Origin of the sequence: Lebetimonas sp. JS138 (assembly GCF_000523335.1) — a bacterium.
Classification (GTDB): Bacteria; Campylobacterota; Campylobacteria; order Campylobacterales; family Nautiliaceae; genus Lebetimonas.
Map to the genome: position 1 here is coordinate 835452 of NZ_ATHT01000001.1, position 24143 is coordinate 859594.

The following is a 24143-nucleotide window of genomic DNA, read 5'->3' on the forward strand; positions in this document are numbered from 1 at the left end:
TTTAGCTTTAAAAGCCAAGAGGGATGAAATACAGAGTGTAATCAATGAACTTACAATAAAATCTCCTATAAACGGGCATATTGTAGACAAAGTAGCAAATATAGGAGAAGTTTTAGGTGCCGGTATGAGCGTAGCCACCGCGATAAACCCCCAAAAACTTTATTTAAAAATGTATGTTGATGAAATTAATAACGGAAAAATAAAAATAGGGGAGCGGGCAGTTATATTTTTGGATGCGTATCCAAACAAACCTATTAAGGCAAGAGTAATCAAAATTGCCCAAAGAGCCGAATTTACTCCAAAAGAGGTTGAGGTGAGGGAAGACAGGATTCAAAGGGTTTATGAGGTTGATATAAAACCGGTAAATCCTAATCCATTAATTAAATTCGGGCTTCCGGGAATCGGGGTTATAAGTATAGGGGGCAGGTTACCTAAGAATTTAGACGAATTGCCAAAACTGTAATGTAAAATGGATAATGGAAAATGAGTGTAAATGAGCAAAGCGAATTAAACTCATCTGGCTGTTTGAAAAACGGCCACGATGAAAAATTAATATTTGAAGTTAAAAACGTAACTGTAAAATATAAAAACAAAACTGCCATTGAAAAAGCTTCTATTGAAGGATATGAAAAAGAGATAATAGGATTTATCGGGGCTGACGGGGCGGGAAAGAGCTCTTTTATGTATGCCATAAGCGGGGTTAAGGATTTTGAAGGGGAAATAAGCTTTTATAATTTTGCTTATAAAAATATAAAAGAGACTGAGAAATTAAAACAAAATATCGGTTTTATGCCCCAGGGTTTAGGGCTGGTTCTGTATAAAAATCTGAGTGTAAAAGAGCATCTTGATTTTTTCAGCGATATAAGAAATGTAAAAAAAGATGACGAATATTATGAATATAGAATTAGACTTCTTAAAATGGCGGGGCTGTATGAATTTCGGGACAGGCTGTCTAAAAATTTAAGCGGGGGAATGAAACAAAAACTCTCCCTTATCTGCACACTTATTCATAAACCGAAACTCCTTATACTTGACGAACCGACAACCGGGGTTGACCCTCTAAGCAGAAGGGAGCTTTGGAAAATACTGGATGAAACCAGAAGCGGCCTAACGATTGTGAGTACCGCTTATATGAATGAGGCCGCCCTGATGGACAGGGTATATCTTTTTGACGAGGGTAAAATTATCGCCGGCGGAAAACCGAAAGAACTGATTAATTCAATAAAAGAATATGTCTATGAAGAGACTGAGTGTGAAGAATGTATAACATTTAATAAAACCACATATTCAATTAAACCTTTAAATACTCCTTATAAAGAGCCTACATTGGAGGGCCTCTTTTTTGTAAATGCACTTAAAAGGGGTAAAATACCTCCGAAAATGATAATTAAAGAAAATAAAAAAACGTTGCCGGATGTGGTGCTTGAAGCAAGGGGAATGACTAAAAGATTCGGTGATTTTACAGCGGATGACCATATTGATTTAGAGCTTAAAAAAGGTGAAATTTTAGGGCTTCTCGGGGCAAACGGGGCGGGTAAAACAACGCTTATTAAAATGCTTCTGGGGCTTTATCCCATTGATGAGGGGGAACTTATTTTGCTTGGCAAAAAAATTAAATCATATGAGGACAGACTCGGCTTAAAAAGTAAAATTGGATATATGTCGCAATTATTTGCGCTTTATAAAGATATGACGATAAGGGAAAATTTAATCTATTTTGCAAATATGCACAAATTACCCTTAATTAAAGCCCATAATTTAATAAAAGAGTATGCAAAATCCCTTGGATTTGAGGAATATCTGGATAATTTTCCAAAAGATGTGCCCCTTGGGATAAATCAGAGGTTTTCATTAACGGCAGCTATTATGCATGAGCCTGTTGTTTTATTTTTAGACGAGCCTACAAGCGGGGTGGATACAATTGCAAGAGCCCAGTTTTGGGATATTTTGCATCAGCTTAAAGTTAAATGGGGAATTTCAATAATAGTTACAACCCATTATATGAGTGAGGCTGAATACTGCGACAGGGTTGTTGTGTTAAAAAGAGGCAAAAAAATAGTGGATGACACAGTAAAAAATCTGTATCAAAAATTTCCTGAAGCTGAAAGTTTTGAAGATATATTTGTTAAATTTTATAAGGAAAACTTATAAAAGTGAAAAGTGAAAAGTGTAAAATGAAAAGTGTAAAATTAGGGGGATGTAAGTGAATTTTGGAGTTATAAGGGCATATATCTTAAATGAATTTAAAGATTTAATCAGAAGTAAAATGATATTTATGGTTTATTTGGTGCCTTTAATGATACTTATTTTGTTCGGTTACGGTATTAAAATGGATGTAAAGCATGCGCGAAGTGTGGTGATTGACTATGATAAAAGTAAAATTTCACTTGAGCTTATTTCAAAAATGAAAAATTCCCAGTATTTTAAACTATTGCCGAAAATGAGTGAAAAAGAAGCTCTAAAACAAATGAAAACAGGAAAAGTTGATATGATTTTTATTATTCCACCTTCATTTGAAAAAAATATTTTAAAAAATCAAAAAACTGGGATCGGTGTTTTTATAGACGGTGCATATCCTATGAGGGCACTCACAATGCAAAGTTATGCAGAGGGGTTGATTTTAGATATTGCAAAAAGATTAAAGCCCGGATTAAAAAGTTTGATTTCAATAAATCAAAGAATGCTTTTTAACCAGTCTCTAAGAGACGCAAATGCAATAGTCCCTGGGCTTTTAGGGCTTATTTTATTGGTTGCACCTGCGATTTTGGCGGCACTTTTAATTGTAAAGGAAAAAGAAGAGGGCACTATTTTTAATTTTTATTCCTCCCCTGTAGGGAAAATAGATTTTTTAATATCCAAATTAACCCCTGTGTTTTTTTTGCATTCATTTAATATATTTAATCTTTTTTTAGTGGCTGTTTATATTTTTAAAGTTCCCTTTAAAGGCAATTTTTTAATCTATTTTTTTTCAAGTGAAATATATATTTTAATATCTCTGGGAATAGGGCTTTTGGTAAGTATAGTATCTTCAAGGCAGATTGTGGCTCTTGTTCTTACCATTATTATTACCATAATTCCAGGATTTTTATATTCCGGAATGCTTATGCCCATCTCCTCTATGAAAGGGGAGTCGTATATTGAAGCCCATCTGTTTCCTGTAATGTATTATAACCATTTGGTTTCTGACACATTTTTGATTGGTCAGGGTTTCGGCTCTTCTAAAAACATACTCTATTTTTGTATCTTGATTGTTTATGCTGTTGTTTTATTGATTCTTGGAAGATTGTTTTTGAAAAAAGGTCTGAAATGAAACAGTTTTTGAGCATTTTCAGTAAGGAAATTTTAAGCTTTTTAAGAAATGTAGGACTTGTGGCGGTGGTTTTGTATTCTTTTACCTTTGATATTTATATTGCTGGAAACGGAATTCAGGTAAAACCGAGAAATGTATCTATAGGATATGTAGATTATTCGGGTGGGGTGATTTCTAAAAAAATTCTCTCACATCTGCATAAACCGGAATTTAAAACACCGGTTATTTTTAAATCTCAAAAAGAGTTAAGTGATGCGATTTTTAACAAAAAAATAATGGTAGGAATTGTGTTTGATAATAATTTCGAAAAAAATATTTATAAAGGCAGGACTGCTAAAATAAATGTATTAATTGATTCCACTGCGGCAAGCCAGGCTTATGTAACGCTTAGTTACCTTCAAAATATAATTTTAAATATGAGCAATATAAAATTACCCGTTGATTTGGCCATACATAAACTTTTTAATCAAAACAGCAATTCAAAATGGTTTATGAGTTTTACCGAGCTTTTATCCGTCATTACTTTGCTTGGGGTGATATTAAGCGCAATGGTCTTTGTAAAAGAAAAAGAAGACGGTACATGGGATATTATGCTTTTAATGCCGGTTAGTTCAAAACTTATTATTTTTGCAAAAATATTCTCTCAAGTTGTTATTTTGCTTGTAGGGGTTATTTTAGCATTTGGTTTTGTAATTTTTGGCGTTTTTAACGCACCGATGAACGGAAGTTTTTTTGATTTTTTAATATTAACTCTTCTTTATTCCATAACGGCGGCGGGACTCGGGCTTTTTATTGCTGCAATCAGCGAAAGCGCTCTGCAGGTGGGACAGTATTCAATGCTCATAATGATGCCTCTGATTTTCTTGAGCGGTGCATGGACACCTATTTATGCTATGCATCCAATGTTGCAGTTTTTATCTTTGTTTTCTCCTTTAAGGTATTATATTGAAGGAAGTGAGAGTATTATGTTTAGAGGTGCGGATATGATACATTTATGGAATTACTACGTCTCACTTTTATTTTTAGGTATTATTTTATTTATATACGGATACAGGAAGATGGGAAGACTGTTTTAAAATTAAAAGTGTAAAGTTAAAAGTGAAAAATGAAGGGTAAAAAATGAGAGATATACAAAAAGAGTTTTTAGATAATAGAAATCCTACAAAAGATTTGTGGAGGATGTTCAGGGTAATAAGTGATTTTACAGATGCCTTTGAAGAGCTTGAAGATTTACCTCCTGCAATTTCTATTTTTGGAAGTGCGAGGGAAAAGCCGGGAGAGTATTATTATGAAAAAGCTGTTGAAATCAGTGAAAAATTAAGTGATAAAGGATATGCAATAATTACGGGTGGAGGTCCCGGTATTATGGAAGCTGCAAATAAGGGAGCAAAAATAAGTGTTGGGCTTAATATTCTTTTGCCTCACGAACAAGTTACCAATCCTTATGTAAAAATACCTCTTAAATTCAGATATTTTTTTACAAGAAAAGTGACATTTTTAAAATATAGTGTAGGAACTGTTATGATGCCGGGAGGTTATGGAACATTAGATGAGCTTAGTGAAGTTTTAGTTTTAGTTCAGACAAAAAGGATGAGTAAAATTCCAATAGTATTTTTTGGCAGGGAATATTATAAGCCACTTTTGGATTTTTTTGATAAGATGCTTGAATATAAACATATTGATAAAAAAGATTTAGACTTGTTTATCGTTACAGATGATGTAGACGAAGCGGTTGAATATATATATAATAATGCTATAAAGCCTAATGTTAAGTAATCAAGTGCCAAGTGACCAAGTTTAAGTTTAAAGTGAGTGGTGAGTTGTGAGTTGTCAAGTGCCAAGTGACCAAGTGAAGAGTTAAAAATGAGCTCTGCCCATTTGGCTGCTTGAAAAGCGGCCATGATGAAAGTAAAAATTCAAAATAAAAATTATTGTTTCATATTATTGAACTAGAACCTATACCAACTTTTCCTTTAAAAAAGGAAAAATTAACCCCTTTTTATCTTGTAAAATCCCGTAAAATCGTTTATAATTTCATTCCAAAATGCGTGGAAAAACCACGAGATCTTTAAAAAGGAAGAAAATGGAAAAAATCAGAATTAAACTTCAAGCATATGATCACAGAGTGCTTGATAAAGCCGTTGGAATAATTACTGACGCTATTAAAAGAACTGGAGCTGAAGTAAAGGGACCAATACCGTTACCTACAAAAATCAGAAGATATACAGTATTAAGATCACCTCATGTCAATAAAGATTCTAGAGAGCAATTCGAAATTAGAATTCACAGAAGACTTGTTGATGTTGTGAACGCATCGCCTGAAACTGTAGACCAATTAATGAAATTAGAATTGGCACCAGAGGTTGATGTAGAAGTTAGGGCATTAAGTTAAGGAGAATTGAATGGAATTTATAGTTGAAAAAATAGGAATGAGTAGGACAGTATCAATCCCGAGTATTCCGGTTACTTTATTAAAAATTGTTCCAGCTAAGGTTTGTGAAATAAAAGAAGATAAAGCATTGGTTGCTTATGCTAATGGCAAAAAAACAAATAAAGCACTTGAAGGTATGCAAAAAAAATATGGACTTTCAAAAGAATTTAACAGATTTGCAGAACTTAAAGTTGCAAATACAGAGCCTGGGGATTTAACAATAGATCCTTTAAAAGAAGCTAAAAAAGTAAAACTTACTTTTAAAAGTAAAGGTAGGGGATTTGCAGGTGTAATTAAAAGACACGGATTTGCAGGAGGTCCGGGAGGACACGGAAGTAGATTTCACAGAGCACCGGGATCAATTGGTAACTGTGAATGGCCTGGTAGAGTTCAGCCGGGACAAAAAATGCCGGGACATTACGGAAACAAAAACGTAACAGTTAACGCTGAAGTAGTTGAATTTGATGAAAATATGGGCGTGCTTGTTATTAAAGGAAGTGTTCCAGGGGCCAATGGAAGTTTAGGAAAAGTAAGGATTGTGAAATGAGTGAAATTACAAAAATAACAAATTTACCGGAAGATTTTAAAGGTATCAATCCGCATAACCTTTATTTATATGTAAAAGCATACCTTGCCAAGCAAAGGGCAGGTACGGCTCATACAAAAACAAGAGGAGAAGTTAGCGGCGGCGGTAAAAAACCGTTTAGACAAAAAGGTTTAGGCAGAGCCAGACAGGGAAGTATCAGAGCACCTCAATTTACAGGCGGCGGTGTGGCTCACGGACCAAGAAACGAAAGAGACTGGTCACAAAAATTAAATAAAAAACAAAAAAGAGTGGCTCTTAAATATGCTTTGAATGAAAAAGCAAATGAGGAAAAACTTTATGTTGTTGATTCGATTAAAATCGAGTCAGGAAAAACAAAAGATGCTGTAAAATGGCTAAGTAATCTAAATGAAAGAGACTATTTAATAGTAGTTGACGAAATGGATGAAAATACATTTTTAGCATTCAGAAACATTCCAAACGTATATATTATTACACCAGAAGAATTAAATGCATATTATGCAAGCGTTTTTAAATCAATTATTTTTGATAAAGCGGCTTACGAAAAAGTTATAAAGGGCTAAAGATGGCTGATATTACAGATATTAAATCAATAGTTTATACTGAAAAAGCACTAAACTTGCAAGAAGATGGTGTTTTAGTAGTTCAAACTACACCAAAAGTAACTAAAAACCAATTAAAAACTATTTTTAAAGAATATTTCGGTGTAACACCGTTAAAAGTGAATTCACTTAGACAAAAAGGTAAAGCAAAGAGATTTAAAGGGATAGCAGGTAAAAAATCGGATTTCAAAAAATTCTATGTAAAATTACCTGAAGATGCAAAACTTGAAAGCCTAAGTGTATAAAGGAAATACTATGGGAATTAAAACATACAAACCGTATACACCGTCAAGAAGATTTATGAGTTCGCTTGATAACAGCGACATAACTTCTAAACCAACGGTAAAAAAATTACTAATTAAATTGCCGGCCAAAGCCGGGAGAAACAATCAAGGTAGAATTACATCAAGACACAGACAGGCAGGAGCTAAAAAACTATATAGAATTATCGATTTCAAAAGAAATAAATTCGGAGTTCCTGGAAAAGTTACAACAATTGAATACGATCCGTACAGAAATTGTAGAATCTGCCTAATCACTTATGCTGACGGGGATAAAAGATATATTATTCAACCTGAAGGGCTAAAAATCGGAGATACTGTAATTGCTGCGGAAGCAGGACTTGATATATTGCCAGGAAATGCAATGAAGCTTAAAAACATTCCGGTGGGTACTGTGGTTCACAATATAGAACTTAAACCCGGAAAAGGCGGTCAAATTGCAAGAGCCGCAGGAAACAGCTGCCAAATTATGGGTAGGGAAGAAAAATATGTAATTGTGAGATTACCTAGCGGCGAAATGAGAAAAATTTTAGGAGAATGTATGGCAACTATCGGTGTTGTCGGGAATGCCGATTATCAAAATATCACTGTAGGTAAAGCGGGCAGAAGCAGACATAAAGGTATCAGACCTCAAACAAGAGGTATTGCCATGAACCCGGTTGACCATCCACACGGTGGTGGTGAAGGTAGAAGCAAAGGTAACCATCCTGTAACACCTTGGGGAATGCCTACTAAAGGTTTCAAAACAAGAAAGAAAAAACAAAGTGACAAATACATCATTTCAAGAAGAAAGAAATAAGGATAAACGATGGCAAGAAGCACTAAAAAAGGTCCTTTTGTTGATGAACATTTAATGAAAAAAGTTTTAAAAGCAAAAGAAGAAAAAAATCCAAAACCAATTAAAACCTGGTCAAGAAGAAGTACAATTGTTCCAGAAATGATTGGACTTACAATTAATGTACACAATGGTAGAGACTTTGTCCCTGTTTATGTTACTGAAAGACATATCGGTTTTAAACTTGGTGAGTTTGCGCCGACCAGAACTTTCAGAGGGCACAAAGGTTCTGTTCAAAAGAAAATAGGTAAGTAAGGATAGGTGATGAGTAAAGCAGTATTAAAATTTATAAGACTTTCACCAACTAAAGCAAGATTAATAGCAAAAGAAATTCAGGGATTAAATGCTGAAGAGGCACTTGCAAAATTAGAATTTATGCCAAACAAAGCTGCAAGAGTGATTGCAAAAGTTGTTGCAAGTGCTGTTGCAAACGGTGGATATGACGCAAACGAAGTTAAAATTACTTCATGCAGAGTTGACAGAGGTCCTTATCTAAAAAGATTCAGACCAAGAGCTAGAGGGATGGCAAGTAAAATTCAAAAACCAACAGCTCATATTTACGTAGAAGTTGAAAAGGAAAGCTAATGGGTCAAAAAACAAATCCTATAGGACTAAGACTTGGAATAAACAGAAACTGGAGAAGTAGATGGTTTATTAACTATAACACTATGCCAGAAAATGTATTGGGTGATTATGAACTTAGAAAATTTCTAAAGAAAAAACTTTATTATGCCGGAATTAGTGATATTATTATCGAAAGAACAGCCAAAAAAATAAGAATTACTATTTTTGCCGCAAAACCTGGAATAATTATCGGCAAAGGCGGAAGCGAAATTGAAGCCTTAAAAAAAGAACTTCAAAATAAAATAGGTGATAAAGAACTTATTTTAAACATTAAAGAAGAAAGAAAACCTCAAATCAGTGCGCAGTTGGCGGCTGAAAATATTGCTACTCAGATAGAAAGAAGGGTGGCATTCAGAAGAGCTATGAAAAAAGCTATTCAAAATGCTTTAAAATCTGGCGCAAAAGGAATTAAAGTTCAGGTTGCCGGAAGATTAAACGGAGCCGAAATGGCAAGAACCGAATGGTATCTTGAAGGCAGGGTTCCTCTTCATACATTAAGAGCAAAAATTGATTACGGTTTTGCCGAGGCTTTAACTACATACGGAATTATAGGCGTTAAAGTCTGGATATTCAAAGGTGAAGTTTTACAAAGAAAAAACCAAGAAGCAGCTTCTATAGAGGAAAGAAAACCTCAAAGAAGAAGAAAAGGACGAAGACATGTTAATGCCAAAAAGAACTAAATACAGAAAACAACAAAAAGGTAGAAACAAAGGAAAAGCCTATAGAGGAAGTTCTCTTGCATTTGGAACATACGGATTAAAAGCAACTGAGCTTGGAAGAATTAATTCAAGACAAATTGAAGCCGGAAGGGTTGCTCTTACGAGAACCATGAAAAGAACCGGTAAGGTTTGGATTAGAGTATTTCCTGACAAACCTTTAACTTCTAAACCGGTAGGAGTTAGGATGGGTAAAGGTAAAGGTAGCGTGGAAGAGTGGGTTATGAATATTAAACCCGGAAGAATTATTTTCGAACTTACCGGTGTTGATAATGAAACTGCCGTTAGGGCGTTAACTCTTGCAGCTGCAAAATTACCTTTTAAAACAAAAATTATTTCAATGGAGAATGAAAATGAGCTATACTAAATTGAATGTAGCGGATTTGCTTGCAAAGAGTGAAGCGGAATTACAGGAGCTTCTAAAAAATAAAAAAATGGAACTGTTTGAGACAAGAATGAAATTAAAAACTATGCAATTGCAGGACACATCACTTGTTTCTAAAATCAGAAAAGATATCGCAAGAATTAAAACTGCGATGAGACAAAAAAGGGGTAACTAATGCCTAAAAGAATTATTACTGGAAAAGTTATTAAAAAAACTGGTGATAAAACTATAAATGTTTTAGTGGAAAGAAAAGTTTTACATCCAAAATATCATAAAATTGTTAAAAAATTTAAAAAATATCTTGTTCATGATGAAAATAACCAAGCAAATGTTGGTGATGTTGTTAGTGCAATTGAACACAGACCAATTTCCAAAAGAAAATCTTTTGTATTAAAAGAGATTCTTGAAAGAGGAGAATAAGAATGATTCAACCATTTACAAGACTAAAAGTTGCCGATAACAGCGGTGCTAAAGAAATTATGTGTATCAAGGTTTTGGGTGGCTCAAAAAGAAGATATGCCTCAGTAGGTGATATTATCATAGCTTCTGTAAAAAAAGCCATTCCGAACGGAAAAGTTAAAAAAGGTCAGGTTGTAAAAGCAGTAATTGTAAGAACTAATAAAGAAGTTCAAAGAGAAAACGGCTCATTAATCAGATTTGACGATAACGCTGCTGTTGTTATAGATGATAAAAAAGAGCCGATTGGTACAAGAATTTTTGGTCCTATTGCCAGGGAAGTCAGATATGAAGGTTTCCAAAAAATTACATCACTTGCTCCGGAGGTGCTATAATGGCTGCTAGAAAAAACTTACCTCCTAAATTTAAAATTAAAAAAGGCGACAGCGTAAAAGTAATCGCCGGAGATGACAGAGGTAAAACGGGTGAAGTTTTAAAAGTTATTCCAAAAGAGGCTAAAGTAATAGTTAAAGGTGTGAATATTGTTAAAAAGGCTGTTAAGCCGACTGAACAAAACCCAAAAGGCGGGTTTGAATATATTGAAAAACCTATTCACATTTCAAACGTAAAAAAAGTAGAAGGCTAAGAGATGTTTGAAGTACAAGAAAAATATTTAAAAGAAGTTAGACCAAAATTGGTTGAAGAGTTTGATATTAAAAATCCAATGCTTATACCTAATATTGAAAAAATAGTGGTTAGTGCCGGTGTAGGCGAAGGTGCCAAAGATAAAAAATTTCTTGAAAGCGTAGCGGATACGCTTACAATAATTACCGGACAAAAAGCTGTAATTACCCCTGCTAAAAAATCAGTAGCGGGATTTAAGGTAAGAGAAGGTATGCCTGTTGGTGTTAAGGTTACACTTAGAGGCGAAATGATGTGGAGTTTTCTTCAAAAACTAATCTCTGTTGCACTTCCAAGAGTTAGAGACTTTAAAGGTGTAAAAAGAGACGGGTTTGACGGAAGAGGAAACTTTAACTTCGGACTTAACGAACAATTGGTATTCACAGAGGTAAATTATGATAGTATTATAAAAGTACACGGTATGAATATTAATATTTCAACAACAACAGAAGATGATAAACTTGCACTTAGAATGCTTGAACTTATCGGATTCCCATTTACAAAAGGAAAAGCAAATGGCTAAAAAAAGTATGATAGCTAAAGCTAAAAGAAAACCAAAATTCAAAGTCAGGGCATATACAAGATGCTCAATTTGCGGTAGAGTACATTCAGTTTACAAAGATTTCGGAATTTGCAGAATTTGTCTTAGAAAAATGGCAAATGAGGGGTTACTCCCTGGTGTTAAAAAAGCTAGTTGGTAAAAGGATGCCAAGATGATGAGTGATATTATTGCAGACGGATTAACGAGAATAAGAAATGCCGCCATGAGGGGCATGGAAGTTACAAAGCTTAACTATTCGCGCCTTATGGAAGATGTTTTAAAAGTTTTTCAGGAAAAAGGCTATATAGAAAGTTTTAAAGTAGTGGAAGACGGTAATAAAAAATTTATAAATGTTACACTTAAATATGATGAAAATGGTAATTCCGTTATTAATGAACTTAAAAAAATATCCAAACCCGGAAGAAGGGTGTATAAAGGTTATGAAGACATTAAAAGATTTAAAAACGGATTCGGAACACTTGTTGTTTCTACCAATAAAGGTGTTTTAGCAAATGATGAAGCCTACAAATTAAAAGTGGGCGGCGAAGTAATCTGTAGTATCTGGTAAGGAGAAAATTTATGAGTAGAATAGGTAAATTGCCCGTAAAGTTAGCTTCTGGCCTTGAAGCTAAGCTTGAAGGGAATAAATTAATTATTAAAAAAGGCCAAGATGAAAAAGTTATAGACACAAAAGGTGTTGTAAAAGTTAATATTGACGGTGATACTATAACAGTTGAACCTGTTAGCGAAAATGACAAATTTGCTAAAGCAATGTGGGGAACAGTAAGAGCATTAGCTAATAATGCCGTTGTAGGATTAACCAAAGGATTTGAAAAAAAACTTGAAATTAACGGAGTTGGATACAGAGCTGCAGTTAAAGGTAATATTTTAGAATTACAACTTGGATATTCACACCCTATTAATTATGAAATTCCTGCCGGAATTACAATTACGGTTGAAAAAAATATAATTACTGTAAAAGGCACAGATAAACAAGAAGTCGGTCAAGTAGCAGCTGAAATTAGAAGCTTCAGAAAACCTGAACCGTATAAAGGTAAAGGTGTTAAATATGTTGATGAAGTTATTATCAGAAAAGCTGGTAAGACAGCTAAAAAATAAGGGTGAGAGATGAGAAGAAGTAAAGAATTAGCAAGAAGAAATTTAAGAAGACTTAAAAGAAAAAGAAAAATCAGAGGTAGAATAAGCGGAACTGCTGAATTGCCAAGAGTCACTTTTTTCAGATCAAACAAATATATAATAGTTCAGGCTATTAATGATGCTGAAGGCAAAACTCTTGTATTTTTAAATACAGCACATTTGGAAAATAAACTTCCGGCTAATATTAACGGAGCTAAAGAAGCGGCAAAAATTTTTGCCCAAAAGTTAAAAGATGCCGGAATCGACAAAGTTGCTTTTGATAGAAACGGATATAAATATCATGGTGTAGTTGCAGCATTTGCAGATACTCTAAGAGAAAATGGAATAAAAGTATAAAGGCGGCAAATGGCTAAATTAAAAGAAGTAATTAAAGATTATAATAAAGAAGAATTTGAAGAAGTAGTTGTTAACGTTGGAAGAATTACCAAAGTTGTTAAAGGCGGTAGAAGATTCAGATTTAACGCTTTGGTAGTCGTTGGAAATAAAAAAGGAATTGTAGGGGTCGGAAACGGTAAAGCCAAGGAAGTTCCTGATGCTATTAAAAAAGCAATTGAAGACGCTTTCAAAAACTTGGTAAAAATTGAAGGTATTCACGGCAATACCATTAATCATGAAGTGGAAGTAAAATTCAATTCATCAAAAATTTTATTAAAACCTGCAAGTGAAGGTACAGGACTGATTGCCGGTGGTGCTGTAAGACCTGTGCTTGAATTAGTGGGAATTAAAGATATTCTTTCTAAATCACTTGGATCAAACAATGCTCACAATCTTGTAAGGGCTACTCTTGAAGCTCTTAAAGAGATTAAAAGTAAAAAGGCGTAAAGATGGCATTAGAAAACTTAAAACCTGCATGCGGGTCAACACATAAAACAAAAAGAGTTGGACGCGGACCTGCCAGCGGATACGGAAAAACATCGACAAGAGGACAAAAAGGTCAAAAATCTAGAACAGGTTATAATCAAAAAAGAGGTTTTGAAGGCGGTCAACAGCCGATTCAAAGGAGACTCCCTAAAATAGGCTTTAAAAGTAGAGTTGTAAAGCCTCAGGCTATTAATGTAGATAAATTCAGCGCTGTTTTGGAATTAGACGAAATTACAATGGAGAGCTTGGCCAAAGTTGTAAAAATAAGAGCTGAAAAAGTAAAATTGATAGGCACAAAAGCAAAAGAACTTAAAGATAAAATAAAAGATAGTAATATTACTACTTCTGGAAAGTAAGGGTATGAATCCTATAGCTAAAAAAATACTTATAACCCTTGGCTTCCTTCTTGTTTACAGAATTTTGGCATATGTGCCGGTTCCAGGGGTAAATTTGGATGTAGTAAAAGATTTTTTTGCAGGCCACCAGCATGACGCATTGGGGCTGCTTAATATGTTCAGCGGTAACGCTGTCAGCAGAATGAGTATTATTGCCCTTGGTGTAATGCCGTATATTACCGCTTCAATTATTATGGAACTTCTTGCAGCAACTTTTCCTAGTTTGGGAGAACTTAAAAAAGACAGTACAGGTTTTCAAAAATATATGAAAATTATAAAATATTCAACCGTTGCAATTGCATTTATTCAGGCAATCGGTATTGCAATAGGACTTTCTCATTTAACCGGTAGAGGCGGAGAAAGCGCTGTTATGATAGATATGAGCTCTTTTGTATTGTTAACTGCATTTTCCATGCTCGGCGGTACTATGTTTTTAGTGTGGATTGGTGAGCAGATTACCGATAAAGGTATCGGAAACGGTATAAGTTTAATAATTTTTGCCGGAATTGTAAGCAGAATTCCTTCAGCGATAATGGGAACACTTAATTTGGTAGATGTCGGAGAACTTAGCGTAATAGGACTTATTTTTGTTCTAATAATAGTAGTGGCCACTGTGGCTTTTATTATATATGTTGAACTTGGGGAAAGAAGGGTTCCTATTTCTTATCAGAAAAAAGTGTTGATGCAAAACAGATTTAAAAGGGTTATGAATTATATACCTATTAAAGTTAATTTAAGTGGTGTTATTCCTCCTATCTTTGCGAGTGCGATTTTAATGTTTCCTTTAACCGTTTTGAGTGGGGTTAATAATCCTATTTTGGTATCAATCAGGGATTCATTAAATCCAAACGGGTATTTGTTTCATGTTATTGAATTTTTATTGGTTATATTTTTTGCATATTTTTATGCGTCAATTGTGTTTAATGCAAAAGATATAGCAGAAAACCTTAAAAAACAGGGCGGCTTTATTCCTGGTATCAGACCGGGTGAGAGTACGGCTAAATTTTTAAACAGTGTTGCTAATAAACTAACGTTCTGGGGTTCAATGTATTTAGGTGCTATTACCATACTGCCTTGGCTTCTTGTAAAATTAATGGGTGTCAATTTCTATTTTGGAGGGACAGCCGTATTGATTGTTGTTCAGGTGGCAATAGACACTATGAGAAAAATACAAGCCCAGCTTACTATGCAAAAATATGACACTCTTTCAGTTACAGGACTTTAATTATATGGAAATTATGAATTTTAGATGTTGGATGTTGGATTATAAATTAGTTCAACATTCAACATTATTTATTTAACATTTAACATTTAACATTTAACATTTAAAAGAGGAGATATGGCAGTTATTATTAAAAAACCAAAAGAAATAGAAGAGATTAAAAAACCTGCTAAAATTGTAGGGCAGACTTTAAAACTTTTAAGGGAAAATGCAAAACCAGGAGTTACCCCTCTCGAACTTGATAAAATGGCGGAAGATTTTATCAGAAGCAAAAACGCAAGACCTGCTTTTAAAGGTTTATACGATTTTCCAAATGCCGTATGTATTTCCAAAAACGGTGTTGTAATTCACGGAATACCGGATAATGAACCTTTAAAAGAAGGTGATGTGGTTGGTTTTGATGTTGGGGCCGAACTTAACGGATGGTACGGAGATGCCGCAATAACAGTGGGAATAGGAAAAATAAAAGAAGAATACCAAAGAATGATAGATGCGGCAAAAGGTGCACTTTATCATGCAATTGAAAATATAAAACCGGGTATGAGATATAAACAGATAAGTAAACTTATAGAAGATTATATAACATCTCACGGATATGTTCCCTTAAAAGGTTACAGCGGTCACGGAATAGGCAGAAAACCTCATGAAGAGCCGCAGATACTAAATTATGTGGAAGGTAAACCGAATCAGGGTGAAAAAGTAAAAAACGGACATGTGTTCTGTCTTGAACCGATGCTTTGTCATAAAGCCGCAGAGCCGGTTTTAGGTGAAAACGGATGGGATGTATACTGTGAAGATATGGAAATAGGGGTTCATTATGAACATCAGGTTGCAATAGTTGATAACAAAGCAATAATATTAACGGAGGAGAATTGATGGGAAAAGATGTTTTAGAAGTTGACGGAATAGTTAAAGAAGCACTTCCTAACGCAATGTTTAAAGTTGAACTTGAAGGATTAAAAAAAGAAGTTTTATGCCATATAAGCGGAAAAATAAGAATGAATTATATAAAAATTGTCCCGGGGGATAAAGTAAAAGTCGAAATTAACCCGTACAGTCTTGATAAGGGGAGAATTACTTACAGATACAAATAAGTTAAAAGTTAAAAATGTAAAGTGAAAAGTTTAAGAAATAGATTAATTTTTCATTTTTAACTTTACATTTTCCATTTATTCTGTAAGTTTCATAGCCAGTTCGGTAAGCTTATTTCTGTATATATTTTTAAGTTCCACCCAGGCCAATGCTTCGTGGGGAAGTAATTGTTGAAGCCTGTATAAGCCGCTGTCCTGTTTTGAAATAGTGGAATATGTCTGATAAATGTCCCCGAGTAAAAAAAGTTTGCTTCCTTCGCTCATTCTGCTTAAAATCATACTCATATATTCTCTTGTAATAAGCTGCACCTCATCCACTATTAAAATTTCGTTCTCCAAAATAGATATTCCCTGTATCATGTTAAGAGGGATTATTTCAAATTTTTCAAAAAAAAGCTGGGTTTTAATGGAATCATAATTTAAGCCTTTTGCATCTTTATAGATATAATTCAAGGCACTTAAAAATCCCCCTGCCCATTCAAGCATTTTTTCATCTTTGCTTCCTGGTAGAAAACCTATGTCATAAGCAGAACTGATTCCTATAGGAGGGCGGGTTATGAATATTTTTCGTTTACTTTGGTTTAAAGCCATTGCAGTTGCAATCAGTGTTTTTCCACTTCCGAACCTGCCTGTGATTAAAGAAGCATCACTTTCTTTCATGGCATATGCCGCACATTTTTGATAAATATCTTTTGGCTCGATTATACCGGCGTTTTTAATTCTTATTTTACTGGTTTCAGGAATGTTGTCTATTCTTTCGATTCCTTTATTTGGATTATAACAGTATGCCAAATCCCTTATTTTATCGTTTGTAATTACAAAATCCCAGGGTTTTAATTCATAATTAAATTTTTCTTTAATATATTTTTTAAATTCATCGGGTTCTTTAATTCCCAAAAAATGTCCAAATTCAAAATTTTTATCTTCTATTAAAATATTCTCTCCTTATCTTATTTTCATAGAGAAATCTTTAAACACCGCATGATGAATAACAGCCCCGCTGCTTATGGCGTCAACCCCCGTTTCAATAAATTTATCAATGTTTTCAAGCGTTACATTTCCGCTCGCTTCTATTAAAACAAGTGGGAAATTTTTATTTCTGAATAATACAACCTCTTTTATTTCCTCATATTTCATATTGTCGCACATTACAATATCGGCTTTAGCTTCCATCGCTTCTTTCGCCATTTTAACAGATGCGCATTCGACTTCTATTTTTGTTGTAAAAGGTATTATGTTTTTTGCCTTGTCAATTGCTTCTTTAATGGATGAAAAAAGGGCTAAATGTGTGTCTTTTAGCATCAGGCACTCATCTAGTCCAAGTCTATGGTTTGTAACCCCCCCACAGCTGGCTGCATATTTTTCAAAAATTCTTAAGTTAGGTCTTGTTTTTCTTGTGTCTAGTATTTTTACTTTGTTATCTGCTTTTTTTGCAAATTCATAGGCATTGCTTGCTATTCCGCTGGCGTGTTGGAGAATATTCAGCATTGTCCTTTCAATTGAGAGCACATCTTTTGCATTTCCGTAAACTTCAAAAATAATATCTTTGTTTTTATAAAAATCTCCGTCTTCATAGAAAAAATTAAATTTAATTTCAGCAATTTCACTAAAATATTTTATATATTCAAGTCCAGCAATAACACCTTCGCTTTTTGATTTAACAAAAGCATTTGCAACTCCACTAATTAAACTTCTTGCCAAATCCCCCCTTCCTATATCTTCATTAAGAGAGCTTTTTAAAAAATCGATTATCTGATGTTTCATTAAATTCATGACAGCTCCATCATTCTTTGTAGTGCTTTTTTTGCATCTTTTGCTATATTTTCTTCGACTTCAATTTTATTATATCCTCTGTCTTCATCAATTGCTTTTAATAAATTATATAAACTCTCGATTGTGGTTTCGTTCATACTCGGACATTCCGGTTTTGTAGAACTTAATATATATATATTTGGGTTTATGTTTTCTTTAAGCCAGTTTACAAAATTTGCTTCTGTACCTATTGCTATTTTTTCGGTGGAATGGGCTTTGACATATTCTAAAATCTGGGAGGTGCTTCCGGCGAAATCGGCCATTTTTACCACTTCCGGCTGGCATTCAGGATGAAGTGCTATTTTAATATCGGGATATTTTTCTTTAAAAAATTCAATATGTTCGGGCATAAAAAGCTGATGAACGGAGCAGTGTCCATTAAAACATATTATATCTGCTTCCTGCCAGTTTTTTTCACCTATTATTTTTGCTGTTTTGTTTAATTTTTTGGCTGTGTTTGTTCCAAGATTTTTATCCGGCAGAAAGAAAATTTTTTTGTTTTTACTTAATGCCCATTTTATAATTTTTTGGCTGTTTGAGCTTGTACAGGTTAGTCCGCCTTCCCTTGCAACAATGGCTTTTGTTTTTGCCGTGGAATTTATATAAGTGATGGGAATAAAATCAATTTTGTTTTCTTTTAACATTTTTATATTGTTTTCCACAAGGCCTTCCTCGGCCATTCTTGCCATGGAGCAGTCAGCAAGTTTTGGCATATATACATCAATATCGGGGTTTAGTATTTTTGCACTTTCCCCCATAAATTTTACCCCGCAAAAAACAAGCGGGTTTTTAATATTGGCTGTTTTTTTAGCAAGGGCTAAACTGTCACCCGTTAAATCGGCCAGTTCAAAAATTTCTTTTTTTTCATAAAAATGGGCGGCAATAGTAATATTATGTTTTTCTTTTAATTTTTTAATTTCTTCAACCATTAAATCCCTTTTTGTATTATTTTATCAAAAAAAGTTTATTTTAGTATAATTGCATAAAAATAGTGAGTGGTGAGAGTGAGTAATGAGTTGCCAAGTTTTAAGTAAAAAGGAAAAAAATGCATAATTTATTATGGTATTTAGCGGCATATTTAATTGGAGGTGTTCCTTTTGGATATTTAATAGCGAAATATTTTGCGGGTATTAATATAAAAGAGCATGGTAGTGGAAATATAGGTGCTACCAATGTTTTGAGGGTTTTGAAAGAGGTTGATCCGAATAAAGCCAAAAAACTTGCGGGTTTGACGCTGTTTTTAGATGCTTTTAAGGGTGTGTTTGTAATACTTCTGGCTAAATTTTCAGGGGTTTGTGATGCCACACTTTGGGCAATAGCCGTAATTGTCGTAATAGGACACTGTTTTTCCCCTTATTTAAAATTTGAAGGGGGTAAAGGGGTTGCGACTACCGCCGGCGCTTTGCTTGTTTTGGTTCCAAAAGCTGTATTGGTGGGGTTAATTGTCTGGTTTATTATGGCAAAAACAGTGAAAATATCTTCTCTCAGTTCTTTAACCGGTATATTAGCGGGAATTTTCAGTTGTTATATTTTGTATCCGGATTTATCTATCCGTTCCTATTCCCCTTTATGGATAATCGCTTTTATAATAATTTATAAACATAAAACAAATATATACAGGCTTATTACCGGTCAGGAAAAAAGAGTAGTTTAGAAAGTGAATAGTGAGTGGTGAATTGTGAGTGGTGAGATGTAAAATTAGTGCAAATGAGCGAAGCGAATTAAACTTGCCTGGCCGTTTGAAAAACGGCTATGGTGAAAAGTGAAAAATTGAGGAATGGGAAAATGAGCGAAAATGAGCAAAGCGAATTAAATTTATCTGGCTGCCTGAAAAGCAGCCGCGATGGAGAATTTACAATAATAATAGAAGAGCTGACTTTTAAGGCTATTATCGGTATTTTGGAAGAGGAAAGAACCGAAGAACAGCTGGTTGTTGTTAACTGCAAAATAGATTATGAAAATAAAGAAAATTTTATTAATTATGCGGATGTATGCGATTTAATTCAAAATTCAATTGTTAAACATCAGTTTGAACTGCTTGAGGATGCTTTGGTTCATATAGAAAAAAAATTATTAGAGAAATATCCGCAAATAAAAAAACTTTTTTTACAAGTTAAAAAACCGGAAATTTTAAAGAATGCTTTAGTCGGAGTGGAAATTTTAAGAAAATATTAATTTTTGATATAATTTTTTTATTTATGGAATATGTTTTTTTAATGAAGGAGAAGAAGTGAGGATACTTGTAACTCTTAAAGATGAAACGCTTAATCATCTGATTGTAAAAGCTCTTAATGAATCCGGATATAAAACAGATTCGGCATATACCATTAAAGATGCCAAATATTTTTTGGATGTCAGACATTATAATATGGTGATAGTGGATACAGATTTTACATTCAGCGAGGTGTTTAAATTTATAAATTTTGCAAAAAATTTATATCCCCTGATTAAAATAATAATTTTATCCAATGATATGTCTATGGACACGGAAATTAAGTGCTTAAAAATGGGGGCGGATGATTATATAAGAAAACCAATCAATTTTGATTTGCTTATAACAAGAATAAATGTTGCCCTGAGGGCCGGCAGAGAATCTCAGATTAAAATAAAAGATTTGATTATTTTAAAAGATGAAGAAAAAATAATATATAAAGGCAAAGAAACATATTTGAAAGGAAAATCTTTTGAAGTGTTTATGCATCTGGCAAGATATCCCAACCAGGTTATTTCAAAAGAGCAGCTTTTGGATGCAATCTGGGAAGAGCCTGAGCTGGTGACACCAAATGTTATAGAAGTTGCAATAAATCAGATACGTCAAAAGGTTGACAAAGTTTTTAAAATTGATACAATAAAGACCATTCGCCGCAGAGGCTATAAATTTTGTTATCCAAAGGAGTAATATGTCATTGAAAATAACAGATGAGTGCATTGCGTGCGACGCATGTGTTGATGAATGCCCAAACGGTGCAATTGAGGCTGGTGAGCCTATTTATGAAATAGATCCGGACCTTTGTACGGAATGTATAGAATATGGGGGTGAGCCTCAGTGTGTGCAGGTATGTCCGGTGGACGCAATTGTGCCTGATCCGGATAATGTGGAAAGTGCAAAAGAACTTAAATTAAAATCAGAATTAATACATAAAGTTGAAGAGGAATAATGGCCAAAATTACAGCCGTTATTGATATAGGCTCCAATTCGGCTAGAATGGCTGTTTTTAGGAAAACCAGCCGTTTTGGCTTTTATCTCTTAAGGGAAGAAAAAAGCAGAGTCAGAATAAGTGAGGGTGCTTATGAAAACGGCGGAAATTTACAGGATTTTGCTATTAAAAGAGCAATTAACGCCTTAAAGGAATTTCTTTTAATAGCGAAATCTTTAAAAACGCGCAAGATATTGGCCGTTGCAACTTCAGCACTCAGGGATGCCCCAAATAAAGCTGAATTTTTGAGCGAAGTAAAAAAAATAGGAATAAATTTAAAAGTTATTGACGGGGAAAAAGAGGCGTTTTTCGGCGGTATTGCGGTTGCCAATCTTCTTTATAAAAAAAACGGGGTGAGTGTGGATATCGGAGGGGGAAGCTGTGAACTCTCTTTAATAAAAAATGCAAGAGTGGAAAAAACGGCAACTTTGCAATTAGGCACTGTCAGGCTTAAAGAGCTTTTTTTTGATAAAGGCTATATTAAGGGCGCAAAGGAATATATAAAAAACGAATTAAAAAAACTGGATAAAAATTTCAAAGATGAAACTGTTTTCAGTATTGGAGGAACAGCAAGGGCCATTGCCCAGGTTATAATGAAAAAAAATGAGTATCCATTGGATATACTGCACGGTTTTTCCTATGAAATAAAAGAGATTGAATTTTTGGAAAGTTTAATCAAAAGAAGTGATGAAGAATTGTTAAAAATAGGAATCAAACCCGAAAGACTCGATGTAATAAGACCCGGGCTTTTGGTTTTTTGTGAAGTATTAAAATATTTAAAAGCAAAAAACATAATAACAAGCGGTGTAGGCGTGAGAGAGGGGGTGTTTTTAAGCGATTTACTTAGAAATGACAATCTGATTTTCCCAAGTAATTTTAATCCGTCTGTCAGGACTATAATAGATGTTTATAACATAAATACAAAAACAGCTTCTTACGAAACAAAAATAGCCCTTGATTTGTTTGATTTATTGAAAGATGAATTTAATTTAGACGAAAAATATAAGAGACATCTGGCTTTTGCAATAAAACTTTCCCGTGCGGGAGAGCTTATAGATTTTTACGAAGCCCATAAACATACCGATTATATTATCTTAAATTCCCTGCATTACGGTTTTTCCCATAATGACAGACTTTTAATCTCAAAAATAATAAGATTTTATAAAAGAAAAAAAAACAAAAAAGAAGAGATAAAAAATATAAATTTTTACTGCCTCAAAAAGATGTTATAGAAAAGCTTTGCAATATTTTCTGGGTTGCAAAAATAGTTAATCAAAATCTTTCCATGCCAAAAGTGACAATTAAAAAAAGTGATAAAAAAATAGTAATAGAAGGCGAGAATTTATATCTTGCAGGGGAAAAACTTAAAACAAGAAAACTTTTTTTTAATCTGGAAATTTTAAACAAAGGAGAGAAATGAAAAAAATATTATTGGTTTTGCCTTTAGTGTTTTTGGGATGCAGTGTCAGTAACGCGCCCACCAAAATAAAAGAATTTACAAAATGTTATATTCATAAGCTTCCCGCCCCTTTTTGGGTCTGTTATGAAAATTCATTTATGAGTGTGGGAAAAATCCATACAAAAGAAGTTTCAAGACTCTCTCAGCAGGAGGCTTATTCTATCGGGATTAAATCATTAAGCGAAAAAATTTTGACTAAAACAAAAGATTTTTTAAGAAGGTTAAATACTGCAAAAAATATTTTGGATAAAGTAAAAGCCTTTGTAATAACAAATGCTGTAAATGAAGGAAACTGGTATGATAAAAAAACCCAGATTTTGTATGTAAAAGTGGATATTGATAAAGAACAGTTTAAAAATTTTCTGTTTTCCCTGCTTAGGGGATACGATAAAAAAGTATTAGAAACGGCATATGAAGAAAGTTTTTGATTTTGTCGTAATAGGAGCCGGAATTGCCGGAGTGCTCAGTGCCTACAGATTAAAAGAATATAATACGCTTCTTATTGATAAAAAAGGAATATTAGAAGGCGCGAGCTCTGCAGCGGGCGCTTTTTTGTTCCCTAAAATAGGAATTGACAGCCCTTATACAAGATTTATTAACGATTCAATAATTGAAGCAATCGAATTTTATAAAAAAGAGGGAATTAATACCCATACAAAAGGTGTTTTACTTCTTCCGAGAGACAGAAAAGATATAGAAAAATTTAAAACTTATGAAAAAGAGATAAAACTTCCATTCAGAAAAATCGATAACGGCTTTTTTTTTGACATAGGCAGTCTGGTTGAAGTTGATGATGTCAGGAAAAAAATAAATGTAAATTTTAAGCAGTTTGAAACTAAAAAAATAGAATTTCGAAACAGTGTTTGGGTAATTAATGATGCAATAAAAACTAAAAATATTATTCTTTCCACCGGATATGAAAATTTAATTGATATTCCTTATATAAAAATCAGACCTGTTTGGGGGGAGAGGATAGAGTTAAGTGAAAAATGTAAAGTGAAAAATGAAAAGCTGGATATTTATTATCATAAGAACTGCTCTTTGGCTTATGTAAATGGAAAATTCAGAATTGGGGCGACTCACAAAAGAAACTGTCTGGAATGCAAAGAAAATTTGGAAGAAGCTAATGAATTAATAAAAAAAGCAAATGAAATAATGGAAATCGAAGGAGAAACAGTTTCAATTAAAGGTGGGCAAAGGGCCGCAAGTATTGATTATTTTCCTATAGTTGGTAAAATTATAGATGTAGATAAAACTCTTTTAAATGATAAACATATTGTAAAAGGCTCCATTCCAAAAGAAATTTTTTACAAAAAAGGTCTTTATATTGTAAACGGAATGGGTGGAAGAGGCTTTTCCAATGCCGTTAGTACTTCAAGAATATTGAAAGAAATTATTTTTGAAAATAAAGAAAGCTTTATGGATACCAAAAGACTCTTTGTTAAATGGGCGAGAAAAGAAGGGGAGAGGTATTTAAATAGTGAGTGGTGAGTGGTGAGTGGTGAGTGTCAAGTGGAAAGTTATAAATGTATAATGGAAAATGGAAAATGATAAATAAGAATAGCTAAGTAGATAAGTAGC

The 24143-nt window shown here is 33.6% G+C and carries 39 protein-coding genes; 36 read left to right on the forward strand and 3 right to left on the reverse strand.

Annotated features, from left to right (window positions below; all coding sequences use genetic code 11):
* Positions 1-40 precede the first annotated feature (40 nt).
* From DZ67_RS10710 to infA, 28 genes are all read left to right on the forward strand, one after another.
* Complete coding sequence (locus DZ67_RS10710; RefSeq protein ID WP_442911235.1) at positions 41-463, forward strand: HlyD family secretion protein; 423 nt, start codon at positions 41-43, stop codon at positions 461-463.
* Positions 464-483: 20 nt separating this feature from the next.
* Positions 484-2151: an ATP-binding cassette domain-containing protein gene (locus DZ67_RS0104720; RefSeq protein WP_084043338.1), complete on the forward strand. Its 1668-nt coding sequence runs from the start codon at positions 484-486 to the stop codon at positions 2149-2151.
* Between the two features lie 52 nt (positions 2152-2203).
* On the forward strand, positions 2204-3310 hold the full coding sequence (locus DZ67_RS0104725; RefSeq protein WP_024787527.1) for an ABC transporter permease: 1107 nt from the start codon (positions 2204-2206) through the stop codon (positions 3308-3310).
* Positions 3307-4386: an ABC transporter permease gene (locus DZ67_RS0104730; RefSeq protein WP_024787528.1), complete on the forward strand. Its 1080-nt coding sequence runs from the start codon at positions 3307-3309 to the stop codon at positions 4384-4386. Before DZ67_RS0104725 ends, DZ67_RS0104730 begins: the two co-directional genes overlap by 4 nt.
* A 43-nt stretch (positions 4387-4429) precedes the next feature.
* Positions 4430-5086, forward strand: coding sequence for a TIGR00730 family Rossman fold protein (locus tag DZ67_RS0104735; protein WP_024787529.1), 657 nt, complete (start codon positions 4430-4432; stop codon positions 5084-5086).
* 307 nt (positions 5087-5393) lie between these two features.
* The gene (gene rpsJ / locus DZ67_RS0104740) at positions 5394-5702 is read left to right on the forward strand and encodes a 30S ribosomal protein S10 (RefSeq protein ID WP_024787530.1); all 309 of its coding nucleotides are present in this window, start codon (positions 5394-5396) and stop codon (positions 5700-5702) included.
* A gap of 10 nt (positions 5703-5712) precedes the next feature.
* Positions 5713-6288 (forward strand): 50S ribosomal protein L3, encoded by a 576-nt coding sequence (rplC, locus tag DZ67_RS0104745; protein WP_024787531.1) that lies wholly within the window; start codon positions 5713-5715, stop codon positions 6286-6288.
* Positions 6285-6869: a 50S ribosomal protein L4 gene (rplD, locus tag DZ67_RS0104750; RefSeq protein ID WP_024787532.1), complete on the forward strand. Its 585-nt coding sequence runs from the start codon at positions 6285-6287 to the stop codon at positions 6867-6869. The genes rplC and rplD overlap by 4 nt, the downstream gene beginning before the upstream one ends.
* Before the next feature lie 2 nt (positions 6870-6871).
* Positions 6872-7153 (forward strand): 50S ribosomal protein L23, encoded by a 282-nt coding sequence (locus tag DZ67_RS0104755; protein WP_024787533.1) that lies wholly within the window; start codon positions 6872-6874, stop codon positions 7151-7153.
* A gap of 10 nt (positions 7154-7163) precedes the next feature.
* Positions 7164-7988, forward strand: coding sequence for a 50S ribosomal protein L2 (gene rplB / locus DZ67_RS0104760; protein WP_024787534.1), 825 nt, complete (start codon positions 7164-7166; stop codon positions 7986-7988).
* 9 nt (positions 7989-7997) lie between these two features.
* Positions 7998-8279: a 30S ribosomal protein S19 gene (rpsS, locus tag DZ67_RS0104765; RefSeq protein ID WP_024787535.1), complete on the forward strand. Its 282-nt coding sequence runs from the start codon at positions 7998-8000 to the stop codon at positions 8277-8279.
* A 9-nt stretch (positions 8280-8288) separates the two neighbouring features.
* Entirely contained in the window at positions 8289-8609 is a 321-nt protein-coding gene (gene rplV, locus DZ67_RS0104770) for a 50S ribosomal protein L22 (RefSeq protein ID WP_035003134.1), read from the forward strand.
* On the forward strand, positions 8609-9328 hold the full coding sequence (gene rpsC, locus DZ67_RS0104775; protein ID WP_024787537.1) for a 30S ribosomal protein S3: 720 nt from the start codon (positions 8609-8611) through the stop codon (positions 9326-9328). Before rplV ends, rpsC begins: the two co-directional genes overlap by 1 nt.
* Entirely contained in the window at positions 9306-9731 is a 426-nt protein-coding gene (rplP, locus tag DZ67_RS0104780) for a 50S ribosomal protein L16 (RefSeq protein WP_024787538.1), read from the forward strand. Before rpsC ends, rplP begins: the two co-directional genes overlap by 23 nt.
* Complete coding sequence (gene rpmC / locus DZ67_RS0104785; protein WP_024787539.1) at positions 9718-9924, forward strand: 50S ribosomal protein L29; 207 nt, start codon at positions 9718-9720, stop codon at positions 9922-9924. Before rplP ends, rpmC begins: the two co-directional genes overlap by 14 nt.
* Positions 9924-10169, forward strand: coding sequence for a 30S ribosomal protein S17 (rpsQ, locus tag DZ67_RS0104790; RefSeq protein WP_024789699.1), 246 nt, complete (start codon positions 9924-9926; stop codon positions 10167-10169). Before rpmC ends, rpsQ begins: the two co-directional genes overlap by 1 nt.
* Positions 10170-10171: 2 nt before the next feature.
* The gene (gene rplN / locus DZ67_RS0104795) at positions 10172-10540 is read left to right on the forward strand and encodes a 50S ribosomal protein L14 (RefSeq protein WP_024787541.1); all 369 of its coding nucleotides are present in this window, start codon (positions 10172-10174) and stop codon (positions 10538-10540) included.
* Positions 10540-10791, forward strand: coding sequence for a 50S ribosomal protein L24 (rplX, locus tag DZ67_RS0104800; RefSeq protein ID WP_024787542.1), 252 nt, complete (start codon positions 10540-10542; stop codon positions 10789-10791). The genes rplN and rplX overlap by 1 nt, the downstream gene beginning before the upstream one ends.
* Before the next feature lie 3 nt (positions 10792-10794).
* Entirely contained in the window at positions 10795-11349 is a 555-nt protein-coding gene (rplE, locus tag DZ67_RS0104805) for a 50S ribosomal protein L5 (protein ID WP_024787543.1), read from the forward strand.
* Positions 11342-11527, forward strand: a complete 186-nt coding sequence (locus DZ67_RS0104810; protein ID WP_024787544.1) for a type Z 30S ribosomal protein S14 — start codon at positions 11342-11344, stop codon at positions 11525-11527. Before rplE ends, DZ67_RS0104810 begins: the two co-directional genes overlap by 8 nt.
* 12 nt (positions 11528-11539) lie before the next feature.
* Complete coding sequence (rpsH, locus tag DZ67_RS0104815; RefSeq protein ID WP_024787545.1) at positions 11540-11935, forward strand: 30S ribosomal protein S8; 396 nt, start codon at positions 11540-11542, stop codon at positions 11933-11935.
* An 11-nt stretch (positions 11936-11946) separates the two neighbouring features.
* A complete protein-coding gene (rplF, locus tag DZ67_RS0104820; RefSeq protein WP_024787546.1) occupies positions 11947-12486 on the forward strand; it encodes a 50S ribosomal protein L6 in 540 nt (179 codons plus the stop codon).
* 9 nt (positions 12487-12495) lie between these two features.
* Positions 12496-12861 carry a 50S ribosomal protein L18 gene (rplR, locus tag DZ67_RS0104825; protein WP_024787547.1) on the forward strand — a complete coding sequence of 122 codons (366 nt, stop codon included), beginning with the start codon at positions 12496-12498 and terminating at the stop codon, positions 12859-12861.
* Positions 12862-12870: 9 nt separating this feature from the next.
* A complete protein-coding gene (rpsE, locus tag DZ67_RS0104830; protein WP_024787548.1) occupies positions 12871-13347 on the forward strand; it encodes a 30S ribosomal protein S5 in 477 nt (158 codons plus the stop codon).
* Positions 13348-13349: 2 nt separating this feature from the next.
* Entirely contained in the window at positions 13350-13742 is a 393-nt protein-coding gene (gene rplO, locus DZ67_RS0104835; RefSeq protein ID WP_024787549.1) for a 50S ribosomal protein L15, read from the forward strand.
* Positions 13743-13746: 4 nt separating this feature from the next.
* On the forward strand, positions 13747-15006 hold the full coding sequence (secY, locus tag DZ67_RS0104840) for a preprotein translocase subunit SecY (protein WP_024787550.1): 1260 nt from the start codon (positions 13747-13749) through the stop codon (positions 15004-15006).
* Between the two features lie 114 nt (positions 15007-15120).
* Positions 15121-15879: a type I methionyl aminopeptidase gene (gene map / locus DZ67_RS0104845; protein ID WP_024787551.1), complete on the forward strand. Its 759-nt coding sequence runs from the start codon at positions 15121-15123 to the stop codon at positions 15877-15879.
* Complete coding sequence (infA, locus tag DZ67_RS0104850; RefSeq protein WP_024787552.1) at positions 15879-16097, forward strand: translation initiation factor IF-1; 219 nt, start codon at positions 15879-15881, stop codon at positions 16095-16097. The genes map and infA overlap by 1 nt, the downstream gene beginning before the upstream one ends.
* A gap of 75 nt (positions 16098-16172) precedes the next feature.
* On the opposite strand, the gene DZ67_RS0104855 is transcribed toward infA, so the two are convergent.
* The 3 genes from DZ67_RS0104855 to nadA are packed head-to-tail and all read right to left on the reverse strand — an operon-like array spanning position 16173 to position 18835.
* Positions 16173-16991 carry a PhoH family protein gene (locus DZ67_RS0104855; RefSeq protein ID WP_024787553.1) on the reverse strand — a complete coding sequence of 273 codons (819 nt, stop codon included), beginning with the start codon at positions 16989-16991 and terminating at the stop codon, positions 16173-16175.
* Between the two features lie 48 nt (positions 16992-17039).
* Complete coding sequence (nadC, locus tag DZ67_RS0104860; protein WP_035907396.1) at positions 17040-17858, reverse strand: carboxylating nicotinate-nucleotide diphosphorylase; 819 nt, start codon at positions 17856-17858, stop codon at positions 17040-17042.
* A gap of 5 nt (positions 17859-17863) precedes the next feature.
* The gene (gene nadA / locus DZ67_RS0104865) at positions 17864-18835 is read right to left on the reverse strand and encodes a quinolinate synthase NadA (protein WP_024787555.1); all 972 of its coding nucleotides are present in this window, start codon (positions 18833-18835) and stop codon (positions 17864-17866) included.
* A gap of 116 nt (positions 18836-18951) precedes the next feature.
* Between nadA and plsY the strand changes: the two genes are divergently transcribed.
* From plsY to DZ67_RS0104905, 8 genes are all read left to right on the forward strand, one after another.
* Positions 18952-19560 carry a glycerol-3-phosphate 1-O-acyltransferase PlsY gene (gene plsY, locus DZ67_RS0104870; protein ID WP_024787556.1) on the forward strand — a complete coding sequence of 203 codons (609 nt, stop codon included), beginning with the start codon at positions 18952-18954 and terminating at the stop codon, positions 19558-19560.
* Positions 19561-19691: 131 nt separating this feature from the next.
* Positions 19692-20081: a dihydroneopterin aldolase gene (locus DZ67_RS0104875; protein WP_084021816.1), complete on the forward strand. Its 390-nt coding sequence runs from the start codon at positions 19692-19694 to the stop codon at positions 20079-20081.
* A 55-nt stretch (positions 20082-20136) separates the two neighbouring features.
* Positions 20137-20805: a homeostatic response regulator transcription factor HsrA gene (gene hsrA, locus DZ67_RS0104880; RefSeq protein WP_024787558.1), complete on the forward strand. Its 669-nt coding sequence runs from the start codon at positions 20137-20139 to the stop codon at positions 20803-20805.
* Position 20806: 1 nt separating this feature from the next.
* Positions 20807-21064, forward strand: coding sequence for a YfhL family 4Fe-4S dicluster ferredoxin (locus DZ67_RS0104885; RefSeq protein ID WP_024787559.1), 258 nt, complete (start codon positions 20807-20809; stop codon positions 21062-21064).
* Positions 21064-22335: a Ppx/GppA phosphatase family protein gene (locus tag DZ67_RS0104890; protein ID WP_024791805.1), complete on the forward strand. Its 1272-nt coding sequence runs from the start codon at positions 21064-21066 to the stop codon at positions 22333-22335. The genes DZ67_RS0104885 and DZ67_RS0104890 overlap by 1 nt, the downstream gene beginning before the upstream one ends.
* Before the next feature lie 62 nt (positions 22336-22397).
* Complete coding sequence (locus tag DZ67_RS11055) at positions 22398-22523, forward strand: hypothetical protein (protein WP_255327588.1); 126 nt, start codon at positions 22398-22400, stop codon at positions 22521-22523.
* Entirely contained in the window at positions 22520-22990 is a 471-nt protein-coding gene (locus DZ67_RS0104900; protein ID WP_024787560.1) for a hypothetical protein, read from the forward strand. The genes DZ67_RS11055 and DZ67_RS0104900 overlap by 4 nt, the downstream gene beginning before the upstream one ends.
* Positions 22974-24053 carry an NAD(P)/FAD-dependent oxidoreductase gene (locus DZ67_RS0104905; protein WP_024791806.1) on the forward strand — a complete coding sequence of 360 codons (1080 nt, stop codon included), beginning with the start codon at positions 22974-22976 and terminating at the stop codon, positions 24051-24053. Before DZ67_RS0104900 ends, DZ67_RS0104905 begins: the two co-directional genes overlap by 17 nt.
* Positions 24054-24143: the final 90 nt, after the last annotated feature.